Raw genomic sequence first — 17636 nt, 5'->3', positions numbered from 1 at the left:
ACACACCCCAGTACGGTGCCCGCCCGGACACCCTCAGTCAAGGGGATGATTCGCTCGCGCCTCGTCCGCCGAAGGTCCCGCCGCGCGAAGCTTCTCCACCTTCGTACGGACCGCCTCGGCCTCCGGATGACCGAGCCCGTCGAGCAGGTCGAGCGCGACCCGCCAGGCGGCACCGGCGGATTCGAGGTCGCCTGCGGCGTGGTGGGCGTCGCCGAGGGCGGCGTGCCCGTGGGCCCGGTTGTAGCTGTAGTGGAAGTCCTGGTACAGCTCGATCGCGGTCCGGTAGCAGGAGATCGCCTCGTCGTGCTGGCCGAGCAGCATGTGCGCGTAGCCGAGGCTGTCCCAGGTCTCGGCCTGGGCCAGTCGGTCGTCCAACTCGCCCTGGATCTCCAGCGCCTGCCGGCAGTACACCAGCGCCTCCGCGTGCCGGCCCTGCATGGTGTGGAACCAGCCGATCGCGTTCAACGCCCGGGCCTGCCCGGCCCGGTGCCCGACGGCGCGGAACGCCTCGAAGCTCCGCTCGGCGTGCGCGAGCGCCTCCGGGTGGCGGTCCTGCCGGTCGAGCATCCACGAGTAGTGGAAGTGGGTGTTGCCCTCGCCGATCCGGTCACCGGCGACCCGGTACAGCTCAAGCGCCGTGTCGAACTGGACGCGGGCGGTCTCGTACCGGCCGAACCAGACGTGTGCGCAGGCCAGGAAGCAGTGCGCGAAGGCCTGCCGGCCCGAATCGTCCAGCCGCCGCGCGGCAGCCAGCGCGGCCGAGAGCGCGTCGATCGAGTCCTGCCAGTGCCCCTGGTACGACAGGAAGCGCCGCAGCATCCAGGCCAGCTGCCAGACCTCGACGTCGAAGCCGGTGACCTGCCGAAGGGTCGCGAGCAGTACGCGACGTTCGGCGTCGAACCAGACCAGCGCCGACCCGTGGTCGGGCGGGCCGTCCACGGTGACCCCGGTGGGCGGCGCGGCCAGCACCGGCGGGTCGAACCGGAGCGGGTTGAGCAGCCGGTCCGCGACGTCGGCGCTGTGTACGTAGTGCGCCAGCATCCGCCGCAGCGCGGCCCGGCGCTCGTCAGGTGGGTCGACGAGGTGCGCCTGTTCGTTCGCGTAGGCGCGGAGCAGGTCGTGGCAGACGTACCGGCCGGGGGTGTGTTGGGTGACCAGGTGTGCGCGGGCCAGTTCGGCCAGCAGCGCACGCGCCGGTGCGACCGGCAGGCCGGCCAGGCTCGCCGCGGCGCTCGTGCCGATGTCCGGTCCAGGATGCAGGCCCAGCAGCCGGAACATCCTCGCCGCGCCGGGGCTCAGTTGCAGGTAGGACCACGAGAAGACCGCCCGCGCGTCGGTGGCCGGGTCGCCTCCGGCGAACTCGTCCAGGCCACCCCGGGCCCGGCCCAGCTCGTCGGCGAGTACGCCGAGTCCGAAGCCGGGATGGGTGGCGGCGCGGGCGGCCAGTACGGCCAGCGCCAGCGGCAGCCGGGCGCAGAGGGCCACGATCCGGGTGACCGCCTCCGGTTCCGCCGCGACCCGTTCGGGGCCGAGGCGGCGGGCCAGCAGCTCGCGCGCGTCGTCGTCGTCGAACAGGTCCAGCGTCAACGGTCGGGCGCCCTCGGCGATCAGGCCGGTGAGTTCGTCGCGGCTGGTCACCACCACCAGGCAACCGGGTGCGCCCGGCAGCAGCGGGCGGACCTGTTCGGCGTCGCGCGCGTTGTCCAGCAACAGCAGGACCCGCCGCCCGGCCAGCAGGCTGCGGTAGAGGCCGACCTGCGCCTCGAAGCCGGCCGGGGTCCGTTCGGTCGGCACCCCGAGGGCGTCGAGGAAACCCCGTACCGCCTCGGCCGGCGCGACCGGCGTACCGCTCGGGTCGAAACCGCGCAGGTTCAGGTGAAGCTGCCCGTCGGGGAACCGGTCCCGGACCAGGTGTGCCCAGTGGACCGCGAGCGTGGTCTTGCCGACACCGGCGGTGCCCGACACCGTGACGATCGCCAGGGCGGTGGGCTGGGCGCCGGCCACGGCCAGCAGGCCGTCCAGTTGGCTCAGCTCACGGTCGCGACCGGCGAAGCCGTACCCGTCGGGTGGTAGCTGCGCCGGTGGTGTCACGGTCCGCGCGGCCGGGACCACCCTTTCCGGTACGGCGGGAGCCGGCGGCTCCCCACGCAGGATCGCCCGGTGCAGTGCGCGCAGTTCGGGGCCGGGATCGGTGCCGAGTTCGTCGGCCAACCGCTGCCGGGTGGCGGTGTAGCGGTCGACGGCCTCGGCGTCCCGCCCGGCCAGGTGCAACGCCCGCATGAGCAGCACCTCGATCGGTTCCACCAGCGGGTACTCGGCGGCGAGCGCCGACCCGGCGGTGATCACCCGGTCGGGGTGGCCGAGCCGGAGTTCGATCCTCCCCCACCGCACCACGGCGTCCACCCGCCGCTGGTGCCAGGTGCCGCGTACCTGTTCGGCCCAGCTTCCGGGTACGCCCGCGAGCGGGGTGCCCCGCCACAGTGCCAGTGCCTCGGCGAGCGCGCCGGCCCGGTCGTCGTCGGGCAGCAGCGGGTCGTGGCCGCGCTCGACGAGCCGCGTGAAGCGGTGCAGGTCCACCCGGTCCGGCTCGACGGTCAGCGCGTAGCCGGCGTGACGCCGCTCGATCCGCGCCACCAGCCCCGGCGATCGTGCCGCCGCATCGGCGAGCAGCCGGCGGATCCGGCTCAGGTGCGAGTAGAGCACGTTGCGGGCCGCGACCGGTGGCGCGTCGTCCCAGACCCGGTCGACCAGGGTCTCGATGGCGACCGGGCGGGGCGACTCCACCGCCAGTACGGCCAGCACGGCCTGCTGCCGCGGGGTCCCCAAATCGAACAACTGGCCACCGGCCCGCAACTCCGGCTCACCGAGCAGGCGGAACTCCATACCCGCTCCCGGTGATCGCACCATCGCCAACGGTTGGCCCCGGTGACGATCCTGGCCGCTCCGCAAGGTTGCCGCAAGGTTCGTGACCAGGGTCGGGCACCACTGTGGAGTCACCGGCCCGGTAGGTCCGGTGCCGACGATCCCAACCGAGGAGAACCCCGTGCGATTTCGAACTCTCGCCGCCGCGACCATCGCCATGGCGGCGCTGGGACTCGCGTTCGTCGCGACGCCCGCGCAGGCCGACGCACAGCCGCTGCACTGCGTGGTGGACGTGGCGGCGAAGAGCGCCGCGCCCACCTGCTACGACAGCTTCACCAAGGCCATCGCGAAGGCCACCGGCGGCCGGGTCACCGACGCCCCGAACAACGCCCGCGCGGCCATCCAGGACCAGGGCCTGACCGCGAAGCTGAACGCCACCGGCGCCACCAAGGACCGCGCGTCCGTCGCCGTCGACGTCCTGATCGGCATCGAGTACTGGGACGACGACTTCGGCGGCTCCACGTACACCTTCACCGCGCCGTGGGGCTGCACCGGCACCACCAGCGACGTGGACTGGGAGTTCGCCGCCCTGCCGTCGAACTGGAACGACGAGATCGGCTCCTACCGGGGCTACTCGAACTGCTGGGTGAAGCACTACGAGCACAGCTACTTCGGCGGGATCTCGACGTCGTACGACGGTGGGCTGGCCGACATGGGCTGGATGGACGACGAGACCAGCTCGCTGCGCTGGTCCTGAACCGACCGGGCACCGGCGGTGGTGCGACTCGCACCACCGCCGGTCCTGCCGCGCCGGGACGGCCCGGCGCCACAGACCTACCGAGGAGGGTTCCATGCGTCTACGAACACTGGCCACCACCGCTGTGGCGGTCGTACTGTCCGCGACCGGTCCGACGAACATCCCGGCGCCCTCGGCGCAGCCGCGTCACTGCGTACTGCGGCTGGCGGCCACCGACGCCCGGATCAGCTGTGACGACGGCACCGGCCGGGCCGCCGCCGTACGGGCCGGTGTGGTGGTCGGAATCCTGTACGAGAACGCCTCGTTCAGCGGTGGCACGCTCACCTTCACCGCGCCGAGCGGCTGCACCGGGTCGCTCGCCGACGTCGACTTCGAGGTCCCGAACCTCGACCTCCCGTCGGGCTGGCGCTGGTACCGCAGCTTCGCCGGTTGCTGGGCGAAGCACTACCAGCAGCCGTACTTCGCCGGCGGCTCGGTCGGCTGGAACGGTGCCGGTGAACTGCCCTGGACGCCCCGGTCGATCCGGTGGTCGTGACGGCTCGACGTACGGTCCGACGGTGGCCCGACCCGGTGGGGCGGGTCACCGTCGGGCTCAGCCGGCGGGGGGCCAGGGCTCGGCCCAGGAGAGCTGGCTCCGCAGCGGCTCGCCGCCGGCCACCGAGGATCCGGTCTCTTGAAGAGTGGCCATTTCCGCGAGGATGGCCACTCTTTCGCTACAGGGGGCTGCTGTTCCGCGCTGGCGGATGTCGGGGAAGGTCCAGCAGCCCGGGTATGACCACGGCGTCGGACAGGTCGGACCAGGAAACCCGGGCGGCGCGGTTGTCCGGGGCCGGGCGGCTGACGGGAAGGTGGTACCAGGCGGGTGGCGCGGTTTCCCGTCCCGTGATCGGCACCGGCCGGAAGTCGTCGGCCGGCAGTCCGGGGTAGTTCTGCCGGAAAACGTCCTGGTAGAGCAGGTCACTGGTGACCAGGGCCAGGTCGACGTGCTCGTGCTCGGGCCGGGTGAAGGCGGTTTCGAAAACCGGGGTGTGGGCCAGGTCTGCGGCGAGGACGACGGCGGGGCCGAGGAATCCGGTCGCGCCCCGGCCGATGTTGCCGCCGACGAGCACCGCGCGCAGCCGGATCCGGCCGCCGGATCCCGGCTCGCGGTTCGACTCGTAGAGCGCGTGGCGCAGGCCGAGTACCAGCGCGGGAACCACTCGGGCCGAATCGACGGCCGGCGGCAGGACCAGCACCTGCGCGTCGCCACCACCCCGAATGCCGCTGCCCGGGCCGCCATCGCCTCGCAGGCCGATGCCCCGCAGGCCGCTGCCGGCGATCCGGCGGATGCGGGCCCTCAGGCAGGCGAACTGGATGATGCGCAGCAGCCGGAACTGAGCGTCTCCCTGAGCGTCCGTCTGTTCCGGTGCCGCGCGGGCGCCGTGCTCCGGGATGTCGACCACCAGGCAGAGCCGGTCGGTGAACTCCGGGAGGTCGGTCATGGCATCTACCCCTTCTCGGTGTCCGGCGGCCCTCCTCCCTGGGTCGCCAACTTCCGCAGCGCCTCCGGGTCGCGCACGATCTGTCGCCGGTACTCGCTCTTGATGACGTCCTGGTCGCGCAGTTCCCGTACGGCTCTTTGCAGGCTCGGTTCGGAGACGCCGATCAGGCTGGCCAACTCGGGTTGGCTCAGCGGCACCTCGATCCGGATTCCGTCCGAGTGTGGCCGGCCGTACGTCTCGGCCAGGTAGTGCAGCACCAGCGCGAGCCGGTTACGTACGGAGGCACCGTTGATGTCGATCCGGTGGCGGGTCGCCCTCCTGAACTTGTCCGCGACGGCGCCGTGGATCGCGCGGGCCGCGATCGGGTGCTCGAGCATGAATCGGGCCAGCGTCCGCTGTGAAATGGCTCGGGCGACCACGGCAGTCGCGGTGAACACCGAGGCCGACCGGGGTGTGTTGTGCAGTGCGCCCAACTCGCCGACGAGGTCGCCGCCGATCCGGATCGACAGCAGGATGCTCCGGCCGTCGACCGCACTCCCCACCACCTTGACGCAGCCCTCCAGCAGGACGTACGCGTCGGTTCCCCGGTCATCCTCGATCATCAGCGCCTCGCCGACGCCGAATGATCGTTGTGTGCCGAGTGCGAGTAGTGCGGACCGGTCGGCCGGCTGGAGATCGTGCAACAAGGTGCCACGCGCCCACCGGACATTTTCAAATCGCGACGAGCCGTCTACAGCCGCCATTGTCGACACGCTCCGAGACCTCGACCCGCTCCGTCGTGGTTGCCTCCAACTGGCCGTCACTCTAAGCGCCGGAATCTGTTGTCAAATCCACCTTCCCGTCAGTGCGGGCGGCTCGTCGGCCGCAATTCCAGCACTGCTCGGAGAGGAGAACCCCATCCTCTGATGGGAAGCACGGGTACCGACGTTCATAACATCTTCCCTGACCATCGGCACCGTCCGAAGTGGCTCCACCGAGGGCGGGCCGCCGGCGAGGAGGCGGTCGTGGACGAAATATTCCGGGTACGACAGGACGTGCTGACGCATTTCGCCCGGATCATCGAGATGGTTGCGCCCGAACTGCCCGATGCCCTGCGTCGGAAGGCCGGTGCCGCCTGGGAACGGCTCGACTCGGGGCAGTACCGCGTGGTGGTCTGCGGCGGATTCCGGTCCGGCAAGTCGACCCTGCTGAACACGCTGGTCGACCGGCCGGGGCTGTTCCCGGTGTCGCCGGAGGTGGTCACCACGTCCACCGTGGTCAGTCTCTCCTGGGCCGACGAGGAGCAGGTCGTCGCACACTTCGATCCACGACCCGGTGATCCCGGCCCGCTACGCCAACCGCTGGAACTCATCCCGCTCGACCGGCTCGCCGAGTTCACCGGCGAGCGGGGCGGCCCGGTCCAGCAGCGGGACGTACACCAGGTGGAGATCGGGTTACCGCTGCCGAGGCTGGAATCGGGGCTGGTCCTGGTCGACACCCCGGGCATCGGCACCACGACGCACACCGAGGTCGTACGGGCCGAGCTGGCCGAGGCCGACGTGCTCGTCTTCGTCGCGTCGGCGGTCGAACGGCTGCGTACGGAGGAACTGGCCTTCCTGGCCGACTCGGTTTCCTTCTGCCCCGACGTGATAGCGGTGGTCACCTTCCTCGACCTGGTGGACGATCCCGAGCCGGTGGTCCGCGAGCTGAACGGACGGATCGCCGCCACGGTCGGAATCTCGCCGGAGGAGCTGGTCGTCGTCGGCGGACTGTCGGAGGGGATCGCCGACCTCTGTTGCCGGGTGCAGATCCTCGCCGCGCTCGACACCTGGGAGGAACTGGTCGACGCGCTGCGCCGGCCGGAGGCGGAACGGCTGACCGCCCTGGTCGACGACGTACCGACCGGGCTTCGGGACGAGCTTTCCGACCTGCGCGCCGAGGTCGAGTCGCGGGAGAAGCGGCACGGCCGGCAGTTGGTCGCCCTACCGCTGGACCTGGAGCGGGCGGCGCGACCGGTCCGGCGGCGCCTCGCCGAGGACTTCGACCGGCTGACCGCCGACTTCCGCGCCGCCAGTTACGGCGAACGGGCACACCGGGACCCGGACGGTGTCGCCGACTGGGTGGGCGCGAAGACCGCCGCCGTCGTCGCCGCGGCCGAACGGGACCTGCTGGTGGCGGCGAGCACCGTCGCACGGCAGTACGGCCTGGACGCGTACGCCGACGCGGGCATGTCCGAGCCACCCGCCGACATCGACCCGGCCGGCGAGCAGCGACCGGTCGAGCCCGTGCCGGAGCCGGTAGCGCGGACGCGGGCCCGGGGCGGCGCGTACGGGAGCACGGGTGCGTTCCTGGGGGTGATCGCCGGGACGATCGTGCTGCCCGGCGTCGGCACCATGGTCGGGGCGGCCGTCGGCGGGCTGGCGGGCCAGGTCTCCGGTTGGTACGCGGGCCGCCGGGAGGGGCAGCGCCGGCACGATCTGCGCCGCCGCCGGGAGGTCGGCGCCCAGCTACGGGAATTCGGCCTGTCGAAGCTCGAATCCGCCCGCCGGGCGGCCGAACGCGATCTCGACCACCAGCAGCGTGACCTGTCCGCGAGCCTGGGCGAGACGCTGGAGGCCCGGCACCGTGCCGAGCTTGAGCGCCTCACCGATCGGGGCGCCGGTCTCGCCGACGCCCTGCTCGAACGCGAGCGGCGGCGGGACGCGGCCCTGGTGGACCTGGAAACCATGCTGGAGCACTACACCCGGCTGCTGGAGGAGTGCGACACCCTCCGCGACCGGTTGGAGGCGGTCGGCCCGCCGGACCTCGAACGGCCGACCTGAGGCCGGCTGCCCGATGGGTCCACCCTGGACGGTGGGACCGACGAGTCAGCCCTGGGCGGTGGGAACGACCGGTCAGCCCTGGGCGGTGGGGCGGACGACCAGTTCGTTCACGTCGACGTTCGCGGGCTGGGCGATCGCGTACCCGATGGCGTCCGCCACCGCCGACGCCGGGATGGCGAGTTCCTGCGACGCGGCCCGTACGGCGGCCCGGACCTCCGGATCGCCGCCCTGGTCGGCGAGTTCCGACTCGGTGTAACCCGGGCTCACCACGGTCACCCGGATGTCGCGGCTCTCCTGCCGCAGCCCTTCCGAGAGCGCCCGTACGGCGAACTTGGTGGCGCAGTAGACGGCGGCCGTGGGGTCGACCCGGTACGCCGACACGGAGGCGACGTTAACGACGTGGCCGCCACCCTGACCCCGCAGGTACGGCAGGACGGCCGCGATCCCGTGCAGGGTGCCGCGCAGGTTCACGTCGATCATCAGATTCCAGTCGTCGACACGCAGCGCGTCGATCCTCGACAGGGGCATCACGCCCGCGTTGTTGACGAGTACGTCGATCCGGCCGTGCCGCTCGTGGGCGGCGTCGACGAAGGCGCGCACGCTGTCGAGGTCGGTCACGTCGAGTTCCCGGTGTTCGGCCCGGCCGCCCGCGGCACGCAGTTCGGCGACGAGGGCTTCCAGACGGTCCACCCGCCGGGCCCCGAGCACGACGTGGTGGCCGTCGGCGGCCAGCCGGCGGGCGGTCGCCGCGCCGATGCCGCTGCTGGCTCCGGTGATGAGAACGATCTTGTGATCGGCGGTCGTCGGGCTGTTCATGGGGTACTCCCGGAAGAGGCGGGGCTTGCGGCGGGATCACCGCGGGGCCAAGCGTGCCGCCCCGGGCGGCCGGGAAGAAGGACATGACTTCCTGGGTGTGACGCACCCAGGAAGACCCGCCCTTCCGACGCGACCACGGGCGACACAGGCTGGAGCGGGCCGGGCCGCGCGGCCCTGACGGCGGGATGCCGACCATCGACCTGGGCTCCGAGAAAGGCGACGATCATGGCGAAGACCAGGACCATCACCGAACGACAGGTGAAGAGCTGGGTCGACGGTTATGTGAAGGCGTGGACCACCGGCGATCCCGCCGATATCGAGGCGCTCTTCACCGAGGACGCCGAATCGTACGAGTGGCCGTACGAGACGGCGTGGGTCGGCCGTCAGAAGATCGTCGACGGCTGGCAGACCCGCGCGCCGTGGCAGGAGGGCGGCTGGACCTTCGACTGGTCGCTGCTGACGATCAACGGCGACACCTTCGCCATCAAGGGAACCGGCGTCTACGCCAAGCTCGGGACCTTCGACAACCTCTGGGTCGTCACCCTCGACAGCAGGCGGAAGTGCACCGTGTTCCGGATGTGGAACAACGAGGTCTGACCCGCCTTTCCAGCAGCCGCCCGATCGGCCGTCGAGCGCCCGCCGAGCCCCGATCGTGGTCAGGGTCCGGCGCGCTCAGGCTCCGGCGGTCACGGAGCCCAGATAGGCGATGGCGTCGGCGCTGCGGGTGCCGGGCTGCGGCGTACCGACGAGCAGCTGCTGGCCGGGAGCGTCGCGGACGTCGAACGTCTGGTACGTCAGCTCGATCCGACCGACCTCCGGGTGGACGAAGACCTTGAACGCGCGGGCGAGCCCGCCGACGGTCTGGTCCTGCCAGTACGAGCGGAACTCCGGCGAGGTGTGCAGAAGTTCGTCCACGAGTTCACGGATCTCCGGGTCGTCCGGGTAGTAACCGGCGTTGAGTCGCAGCGCATGGACGACCCGCTCCGCGAGCATCGGCCATTCGACGAAAACGGTTCGCGCCTGCGGATGCCGGAACAGCACCCGGACCATGTTCGTCATGCCGTCGAAGGGCGAGAGCAAAGCGGCAGCAATGGCGTTGGTCGCGAGTACGTCGAACGCCGGACCCAACACATACGCGGCCGCCGTGGGAAAAGAATCCAGCAATTGCAGTAGTGCCGGGTGGACCAGGTCGCGGGAGGTGCCCGATGTCGGGCGGGGAGTCACCCCGGCGAGCCGGAAAAGGTGACCGCGGGTGTCGCCGTCGAGCTTGAGCGCCCGCCCGATCGCGTCCAGGACCTGCCCGGAAGGATTGCGTTCCCGCCCCTGTTCGAGCCGGGCGTAGTAGTCGACGCTCACCCCGGCCAGCACGGCGACCTCCTCGCGCCGGAGCCCCGCGACCCTACGGTCCCCACCCCCGAGCAGCCCGGCGTCCGCCGGTTCGAGCCGAGCGCGATGCGCCCGGAGGAACTCCCCGAGCCTGTTCGCGGAGGAGGTGGGCGGCATGAGGACCAGCCTAGCCTTCGCACCTTCGGGGCACCGAGCTGTCGGAGCCGAGCGGGCCGGTTGTCCGGTTTCGCGGGCAGTATCGCGAAATGCCCGTAACGCGTAGTTCGAATAGTGAGCATGCTGGAAGAATGAACGGCCGTTGCGGCTTGCTATCTTGTCAATGCGCAGAAACCATTCGGCCCGAACGGTAAAGGCAACCGACGAACAATTGCCCCGACGGGGCGACCCGGGGCCATTCACCGACCATTCCACGGCCATTCTGTCCGCCGTACCACCGGGTGCCCCGACGTTATCGGGCGCCCAATCAGCAGGGAGTCGAAAGGCCGTCACGGGTGCGGTTCGTCCGCACTCGGCGGTCACCGTCGTTCACCGGTCGAAGGAGAGAGCAGATGGACCTCGGGAAAGGCATCGCCCAGGAACTCGATCCGCGCCGGTGGAAGGCACTGGTGCTGCTGTGCACCGCCAACTTCCTGGTCATCCTCGACACGCAGGCGGTGATCCTCGCCCTCCCCTCGATCAGTCGGGACCTGGGCATGTCGGCCGTCAGCGCGCAGTGGGTGCTCAGCGCGAACCTGCTCACCTTCGGCGGCCTGCTACTGCTCGGCGGGCGCATCGCCGACCTGCTGGGCCGCCGCCGTACCTTCATGCTCGGTACGGGCCTGTACGTACTCATCTCGCTGATGTCCGGCCTGGCCTGGAACTCGGAGGTGCTGCTGGCCTCCCGTGCCCTGCACGGTGTGGCGGCGGCGCTGGTCGCCCCGACCGCGTTGTCGATCCTGACCACCACGTTCCCCGAGGGTTCCGAACGCAACAAGGCGCTCGCCGCCTGGTCCGGCATCGCCGGCATCGGTGCCACCGTCGGCCTGCTCATCGGCGGATCGCTCACCGAGAGCCTGGGCTGGGAGTGGGTCTTCTACATCAACGTCCCGGTGGGCCTGGTGATGCTGGTGCTGAGCCCGGTCCTGCTCCAGGAGAGCAGGGACCGCCAGCAACGGCGCATCTACGACGTGGCGGGCGCGGCGACCAGCACGGTAGCGCTGGTACTGCTCGTCTACGCGGTGGTCGAGGCCCCGGCCGTCGGCTGGACCAGCGCACGGACGATCGGCCTGTTCGTGGGCGCGGCCGTACTGATCGCCCTCTTCGCGATCATCGAGAGCCGTTCCGCCGCACCGCTGGTGCCGCTGCGCATCTTCCGCAGCCGTACGCTCGTCGGCGGCAACCTGGTAACGGTGGCCATCGGCATGGCCGCGTTCGGCATGTCGGTCACCATCTCCATGTACGCCCAGGCGGTGCTGGGCTACTCGCCACTGGAGTTCGGGCTCAGGCAGGCCGTGATGCCGATCATGGCGTTCGTCGGGGCGTACATCGCACAGGCGATCGTCACCCGGAGGGGCTTCCGACCGGTCACCGTCGGCAGCCTGGTGCTGCTCGGGGTGGGCAGCTTCCTGCTGTCGCGGGTGTCGGCCGACGGGCAGTACTTCCAGGACGTCTTCTTCGCCCTGTTCGTCTTCGGCCTCGGGCTCGGCGCCGGCACCGTCGCCACCTCGGCCGCCGCGCTGTCCCGCATCGCCGACAGCGACTCCGGGCTCGCGTCCGGGTTCAACACCGCCGCGTTCCAGATCGGCGGCGCCGTCGGCGTCGCGGTCGTCACGACGGTCATCGCCGCGAACACCCTCGGCCCCGACCCCGCCGCGATGACCGACGGCCTCCGGACCAGCTTCGGTACGACCGTGATCTTCGCGATCATCGGCCTGGTCCTGGCGTTCGTACTGCTCCCGCGCTCCGGCCGGACACCCACCGTCGAGCCGACGCCCGAGCGTCAGTCGATCGGCTGAACCACCCCACAGCTGAAGTTCCGACCACCTCGCAGGCGGCGCGGGCGCGCACCATGGCTCCCGCGCCGCTGGCGCGTCCAGGTCCGGTGACCGCGGCTACCGCCCCGCCAGGTGGGCGCGGAACCGGACCAGCGACAACAGATGCAGTACGAGCAGGAACGGCACCGCGAACGTGGGAATGAGGCTCAACGGCAACTCGGCCATCGGCGGGGTGGTGAGCGTGCCGTCGGGCAGCGCCTCCCGCGCACCGATGCCGTTCACGATGCCCATCCCGATCGCGACGACGAAGTCCGCAATTCCGAAGAAGGTGAAGCCGAGGAAAACCGGCCGGGCCGCCCGTCCCCGGCGCAGTACGTGGATCGCGACGAACGGCGCGGCGAGCCCGACGACGATGTCCCCGTACCCGGCCGGCACGGCGAAACTGGCCGGCAGCAGGTCCTGTGCGTACAGGGCGAGGAACGCGAAACCGGCCACCCGCCAGCACTGCAAATTGATCAGTACGGTCAGGTCCAGCGTCTCGACCCAGGCCCGGAACCTGCGTACGAGCAGGGCCGATCCGACCAGCACGACGGGCAGACCCGCGGCCAGGCCGATCCGCAGCGGTGGCTCGTCCGGGTCGCGCACGATCAGGCCCGCCCACGCCGCGAGCCCGGCGAGTGTCAACCAGACCGCACCGACGACCACCAGCAGAAGCGTGCCGCGGCTACGAACCGACGACGGGGACGCGGACGGCTCGGCCATGGTGCCTCCACTGTGCTCGGTACCGGGGTGGGCACAACATAGACCACCCTCATTACCAGATCCACTCCCCGGACAGCCGAACGCGAGACCGCCGGACGCACGGAGGCCCCGGCCGGGAAAACCCCGGCCAGGGCCTCGATCACGCCTGCGCTCAGCAGCTGGTGTTCAGGCCGGCCCAGTCGGCACGGTCGTTGTAACCACCGTCGCCACCGTCGCCGACGACCAGGTCGAGCACCCGTACGCCGGTCAGGTCGACGTCGACCTGGCGGAGGTCGTCACGGGTCAGTACGCCACTGTCGAACAGGACCCGACCGTCGCCGACCACCTGGAAGGTCGAGGTGGCTCCGTCGGGACCGACGTTGCGTACGGCGTCGTCGAGGCCGACGGTCGCGGTCAGCCGATCGCAGCGGTCGCCCAGGTAGTAGCGGACCGTCGAGGGTGAGGCGACACCGAGGCCGGTCGGGTACACCTGACCGACCAGCCTGATCGGCGACCCGCCGCCCACACTCAGGTCGACGGTCGGGGTCATCCAACCGCTGGTGGCGCTGATCCACGCGTGGTGCGACAGCACGACGTCGCCGGTCGGCGGCGCCGGGGCGATCACCACCGTCGACACCGAGGTCTGGCGCGACTTCCCGTGCCCGATCACCTCGTACGACGTGGTCGCGGTCAGCGCGGCCTCGCCCGCGGCGGCGGTGGCCGGCAGGGTCACCGTGAAGGCGAAGGTGGTGGCCTGGCCGGGGGCGAGCAGGATCGGTGCCCGGTCGAGCGCCCGGACCGTCCAACCGGCCGGCGCGACAAGCCCCACCTGCGGTGCGACTACGGGCAGCAGCCCGTCGTTGCGTACGGCGACCTCGACCCGCGCCTGGTCACCGCCACCGAGTACGGGTGCGGTCCCGTCCGGCGTGGCGGCGTTGCCGACCTTCGTGACCTGCGGCAGGCCGGCGGTCACGTGCGGCACCCCCGGCAGGCCGCGTGCCGGCCCGACCCGCATCAGCGCGGCGCCGTGCGCCGGGACCGCCGCGCTGATGGTGCCGGCGCTCTCGGTGACCTGGTTGGTCCACGCGTTCTTCACGGTGAGACGGGCTCCGGGCAGGCCGACCGACGAGGCCTTCGCGGTGAGGATCTTCGAACTCTCACCACGGTTGAGCAGCACCACGGCACGGTCACCGTTGGCCAGGCGCTTGACCCAGGTCTCGGTCGTACCGGCGGGGCCTACCCGTACCGCCTGGACACCGGCGGGGTCCTGGTTGATCGCAAGCGCGTCGGGGTCGGTGAGCGTGTCGACCGAGGCCTGACTGATCTTGCGGATGTCGCTGCCGATCACCAGCGGGGCGGCGGCCACCGCCCAGAGCGTCATCTGCGTACGGAATTCCTCCTCGGACATGCCGAGCCCGGGGGCCAGGTAGTCCGGGTCGTTGAAGTGCCCCGGTCCGGCGACCTCGGGATGCCGCGCGTTCGCGTCGTAGTTACGCAGCACGTCTTTGAACTTGATGTCGCCGACAAACCCCACGTCGGTGTAGGTCCGCCAGGACTGCGCGATCGCCGGGGCATAACTCCAGGAGTACGTCGACTGCTGCTCCTGCGGGTAGTTGCCCCAGTCCGGGGAGGTCACCGGGTTGCACAGGTTGAAGATGATCGGCCGCTTGCTGGCGTTGTCGCGAAGCGCCTGGGCGAACTCGGTGTAGACGGTCTTCGGGTCCAGGTCGGCGGCGATCCCGCAGAGGAAGTCCACCTTCACCGCGTCGAACTCCCAGGCGGCGAACTGGTCCGCGTCGCGCTGGTAGTAGCCGTCCCCGCTGCCGAGCCCACACTTGCCCGGGATGTACGGCCCCGCGTCGGTGTAGATGCCCGCCTTCAGACCCTTGCCGTGGATGTAGTCGACCAGCGGCTTCAGCCCGTTCGGGAACCGGGTCCGGTCGGCCTGCAGGTCACCGGCGGCCGTACGCGGCTCCGGATCCTGCCAGCCGCCGTCCAGCCAGACGATGTCGTATCCGGCCTTTGCCAGGCCACGGCTGACGATCGAGTCGGCGACCTGCCGTACCGACTCCTCGGAGAAGTCGCCGCCGAGGCCGAAGTACGTGTTCCAGCCCTGGTACGGCGTCGGGCTGAGCACCTGTCGGGGTGCCGGTTTCGTAGCCGTCGGGGTGGCCGGCGCGGCGTGGGCGGGTGCGGGGACTACCAGCAGGCTGGCTGTGAGGGCGGTCAGGGCGGTGAACAGATGTCGTCTCACATCGGGTTCCTTCGCAGCGGTGGGGCGGACCGGTACTTCTGGGTTGTTTCGACCGATCCTGCAATCCGTTACGCCGACGTGTCAATAATATTTAATAAATTATGAGATCGAGGTACGCCGAGACGCCCGCCGACCCGGAGCACCACCTTCCCGCTCACCCGTCCTCCGGCACTGCCGCACGCTGGGCCTCGGCCCGGCCACCGCTGCGTTCAGATGCGAATCCCCTATGGTTGCGGAGAGGTCTCCACTAAAGTTGCAGGGAGAGGCATGGTTCGCTCAGACGCTCGCAGGAACCGCGACCGCATCCTGGCCGCCGCCCGCGAGGCGTTCGCCGAGGACGGCGACGCGTCGATGAATCAGATCGCGCAGCGGGCTGGCGTCGGCCCGGGCACGCTCTATCGCAACTATCCGTCGCGCGAGGCACTCATCCTGGACATCTACCAGGAAGAGGTCGAGCAGCTCATCGGCTCGGTGTCCGAGTCGCTGACCACGGCGACGCCACTGGAAGCGCTGCGGAGCTGGACGACCGTGCTGGTCGATGCCATGCGCAAGAAGCACGCCTTGGGTTCCGCCCTCACCCCGGGCGTCCAGAAGGCGGTCACCGAGCAGACCTACGGTCCGGTGATCGCCGCGATCACCCTGCTGTTCGACGCGGGCAAGGCGGACGGCAGCATCCGGGCCGATGCCAACCCCGGTGACTTTCTGCAACTTACCGGCGCCCTCTGGCGAGCCGCCGAAGACCGTACGCAGCCCATGCTCGCGCTGATCCTCGACGGCCTCGACGCCCGCCGCCACCTGGCACGGGAGGCAAACGGAGATCTCTCCAGTTCTGGTTGACGATGTGGAGACCTCTCCGGTACCGTTTCGTCAACGCGAAACGGACACCCTGGAAGGGGCGAAATGTCGGAGATCTTGGTTACTGGCGGTTCGGGGTACATCGGTAGCTGGTGCACGCTGGCGTTGCTGAACGCCGGATATACGGTCCGCACCACGGTGCGCCATCTGAGCCGCGAGCCGCAGGTACGCGAGATGCTGCGGAACGGCGGCGCGGACCCCGGTGACAACCTGCGAGTCGTCCGCGCCGATCTGCAAAACGACGAGGGCTGGACGGAGGCGGCGGCCGGCTGCGACGGCGTTTTGCACGTCGCGTCGCCTACGCTGACCCACGCCCCGAAAGACGACGACGAGATGGTCCGCCCTGCGATCGACGGCACGCTGCGGGTGCTCCGGGCAGCCCGCGACGGCGGCGTCCGGCGGGTGGTCCTGACCTCCGCGATCGGCGCGATCGCCTACGGCCACGAGCCGCGCGACACCCCGTTCACCGAGCAGGACTGGACGAACATCGACGCGGACGGCCTCCAGCCCTACCAGAAGTCCAAGACCCTCGCCGAGCGCGCGGCCTGGGATTTCGTGAACAACGACGGTGGCGGCCTCGAACTCGCCGTGGTCAACCCGACCGGGGTGCTCGGCCCGGTCCTCAGCTCGGACTATTCGCCGTCGCTGGGCACCATCGCCCGCATGCTCGACGGCGCGATGCCTGCCCTGCTGCCCTTCGCCACCGGCTATGTGGACGTCCGTGACGTGGCGTCGCTGCAACTGCTCGCGCTCACCGAGGACGCCGCCGCGGGCGAACGGTTCATCGCCACCGCCGGCCACAGCCTCTGGATGCGCGAGGTCGCCGCGGTCCTGCACGAGCGGCTCGGCGAGCGAGCGGCCAAGGTGCCGACCAAGGAGATGCCGGTGTGGGTCGCCCACGGACTGGCCAAGGTCAACCCGGACATGCGCAACCTGCGCATGCTGCTGGGGCGCAACCTCGACGCCACCTCCGCCAAGGCCGAGAGCCTGCTCGGCTGGAAGACGCGCCCGATCGCGGACACCATCGCCGAGACTGCCGAGAGCCTGCTCGCCCTCCCCCGCTGACCCGGCCGAAAAGCTTTGATCATGGAGCTCGAACTTCCGCACGTAACGCACGAGAGGTGGCACAGGAAGTCACTACTCGAACAAACAGAGGAAGTGCGGCAAGGCGCCAGATATTTGACCACGGACCCCGAAGACCGCCCGCCTACTTAGGACAAGCGCGTACGTGATCGGGGCGACCCGCCGACGCGCCTCACCCACCACTTCCACGCTCCAGAGGGAGGCGGCACTGCCACCGATGCGATCACCCGACCCACGACATACGGCGCCGCCACTCTCACGCACGCTGCCGGTGCCGGCCTCGACCGCACAAGAGCAGACCGCAGACAGCAGGATGAACCGCGCGGTTGCCGGCAATCAAAGCTGACCGCCGAACGCAAGCAGCCACTGCCCGAGCCCGTCCACAACCGCGGCGAACAGTCCCACACCAGTGGTATCTGTCCAACGACTCCCGAGCACCCGTCGAGCACCCGGCCACAGCACGGGAAATGAAGAAGGCCTTGATCCAGGTGGAAACCTGGTCAAGGCCTATCTCAGTGGTGCGCCGCCAGGGACTCGAACCCCGAACCCGCGGATTAAGAGTCCGCTGCTCTGCCAGTTGAGCTAGCGGCGCTCTCTGACAACGGTGGAAACCCTAGCACGCACCTGGGAGCCGACTCCAATCAGATAGCCCCGGCCACCCGTACG

14 protein-coding genes and 1 tRNA gene are annotated in these 17636 nt (G+C 70.4%); 7 read left to right on the top strand and 8 right to left on the bottom strand.

All coding sequences use genetic code 11. From position 1 onward, the window contains the following. Positions 1–33: 33 nt before the first annotated feature. Complete coding sequence (locus AB0J90_RS06480) at positions 34–2883, bottom strand: BTAD domain-containing putative transcriptional regulator (protein WP_363592810.1); 2850 nt, start codon at positions 2881–2883, stop codon at positions 34–36. A gap of 160 nt (positions 2884–3043) precedes the next feature. On the opposite strand from AB0J90_RS06480, the gene AB0J90_RS06475 reads away from it, so the two are divergent. Beyond that, positions 3044–3619: a hypothetical protein gene (locus AB0J90_RS06475; RefSeq protein WP_363592808.1), complete on the top strand. Its 576-nt coding sequence runs from the start codon at positions 3044–3046 to the stop codon at positions 3617–3619. 94 nt (positions 3620–3713) lie between these two features. Beyond that, complete coding sequence (locus AB0J90_RS06470; RefSeq protein WP_363592806.1) at positions 3714–4154, top strand: hypothetical protein; 441 nt, start codon at positions 3714–3716, stop codon at positions 4152–4154. 178 nt (positions 4155–4332) lie between these two features. On the opposite strand, the gene AB0J90_RS06465 is transcribed toward AB0J90_RS06470, so the two are convergent. Together AB0J90_RS06465 and AB0J90_RS06460 are read right to left on the bottom strand one after the other, a co-directional pair. Continuing rightward, on the bottom strand, positions 4333–5100 hold the full coding sequence (locus AB0J90_RS06465; RefSeq protein ID WP_363592804.1) for a hypothetical protein: 768 nt from the start codon (positions 5098–5100) through the stop codon (positions 4333–4335). Positions 5101–5105: 5 nt separating this feature from the next. Further along, a complete protein-coding gene (locus tag AB0J90_RS06460) occupies positions 5106–5843 on the bottom strand; it encodes a Crp/Fnr family transcriptional regulator (protein WP_363592802.1) in 738 nt (245 codons plus the stop codon). A 261-nt stretch (positions 5844–6104) separates the two neighbouring features. On the opposite strand from AB0J90_RS06460, the gene AB0J90_RS06455 reads away from it, so the two are divergent. Next, a complete protein-coding gene (locus tag AB0J90_RS06455) occupies positions 6105–7901 on the top strand; it encodes a dynamin family protein (RefSeq protein ID WP_363592800.1) in 1797 nt (598 codons plus the stop codon). A gap of 72 nt (positions 7902–7973) precedes the next feature. Here AB0J90_RS06455 and AB0J90_RS06450 read toward each other — a convergent pair whose 3' ends face one another. Beyond that, the gene (locus AB0J90_RS06450; protein WP_363592798.1) at positions 7974–8717 is read right to left on the bottom strand and encodes an SDR family oxidoreductase; all 744 of its coding nucleotides are present in this window, start codon (positions 8715–8717) and stop codon (positions 7974–7976) included. Between the two features lie 225 nt (positions 8718–8942). Between AB0J90_RS06450 and AB0J90_RS06445 the strand changes: the two genes are divergently transcribed. Continuing rightward, positions 8943–9314, top strand: a complete 372-nt coding sequence (locus tag AB0J90_RS06445; RefSeq protein WP_363592796.1) for a nuclear transport factor 2 family protein — start codon at positions 8943–8945, stop codon at positions 9312–9314. Between the two features lie 75 nt (positions 9315–9389). Here the strand turns inward: AB0J90_RS06445 and AB0J90_RS06440 are convergent, their stop codons facing one another. Next, positions 9390–10220 carry a helix-turn-helix transcriptional regulator gene (locus AB0J90_RS06440; protein WP_363592794.1) on the bottom strand — a complete coding sequence of 277 codons (831 nt, stop codon included), beginning with the start codon at positions 10218–10220 and terminating at the stop codon, positions 9390–9392. Positions 10221–10612: 392 nt separating this feature from the next. Between AB0J90_RS06440 and AB0J90_RS06435 the strand changes: the two genes are divergently transcribed. Continuing rightward, positions 10613–12058, top strand: coding sequence for an MFS transporter (locus tag AB0J90_RS06435; RefSeq protein WP_363592792.1), 1446 nt, complete (start codon positions 10613–10615; stop codon positions 12056–12058). A gap of 96 nt (positions 12059–12154) precedes the next feature. Here AB0J90_RS06435 and AB0J90_RS06430 read toward each other — a convergent pair whose 3' ends face one another. Continuing rightward, complete coding sequence (locus AB0J90_RS06430) at positions 12155–12799, bottom strand: hypothetical protein (RefSeq protein WP_363592790.1); 645 nt, start codon at positions 12797–12799, stop codon at positions 12155–12157. Positions 12800–12950: 151 nt separating this feature from the next. Then, entirely contained in the window at positions 12951–15032 is a 2082-nt protein-coding gene (locus AB0J90_RS06425; RefSeq protein ID WP_363592788.1) for an NPCBM/NEW2 domain-containing protein, read from the bottom strand. 267 nt (positions 15033–15299) lie between these two features. On the opposite strand from AB0J90_RS06425, the gene AB0J90_RS06420 reads away from it, so the two are divergent. Both AB0J90_RS06420 and AB0J90_RS06415 read left to right on the top strand, forming a co-directional pair. Beyond that, the gene (locus tag AB0J90_RS06420; protein WP_363592786.1) at positions 15300–15869 is read left to right on the top strand and encodes a TetR/AcrR family transcriptional regulator; all 570 of its coding nucleotides are present in this window, start codon (positions 15300–15302) and stop codon (positions 15867–15869) included. Between the two features lie 63 nt (positions 15870–15932). After that, on the top strand, positions 15933–16952 hold the full coding sequence (locus AB0J90_RS06415) for an aldehyde reductase (RefSeq protein ID WP_363592784.1): 1020 nt from the start codon (positions 15933–15935) through the stop codon (positions 16950–16952). 534 nt (positions 16953–17486) lie between these two features. Here the strand turns inward: AB0J90_RS06415 and AB0J90_RS06410 are convergent. Next, positions 17487–17562 (bottom strand) — tRNA-Lys (locus AB0J90_RS06410). Positions 17563–17636 lie beyond the last annotated feature (74 nt).

The sequence above is a fragment of the Micromonospora sp. NPDC049523 genome, assembly GCF_040676775.1.
Taxonomy (GTDB): Bacteria; Actinomycetota; Actinomycetes; order Mycobacteriales; family Micromonosporaceae; genus Micromonospora_G.
Note: the sequence above shows the minus strand (reverse complement) of the source record. Positions and strands in the feature narration are given on the sequence as shown.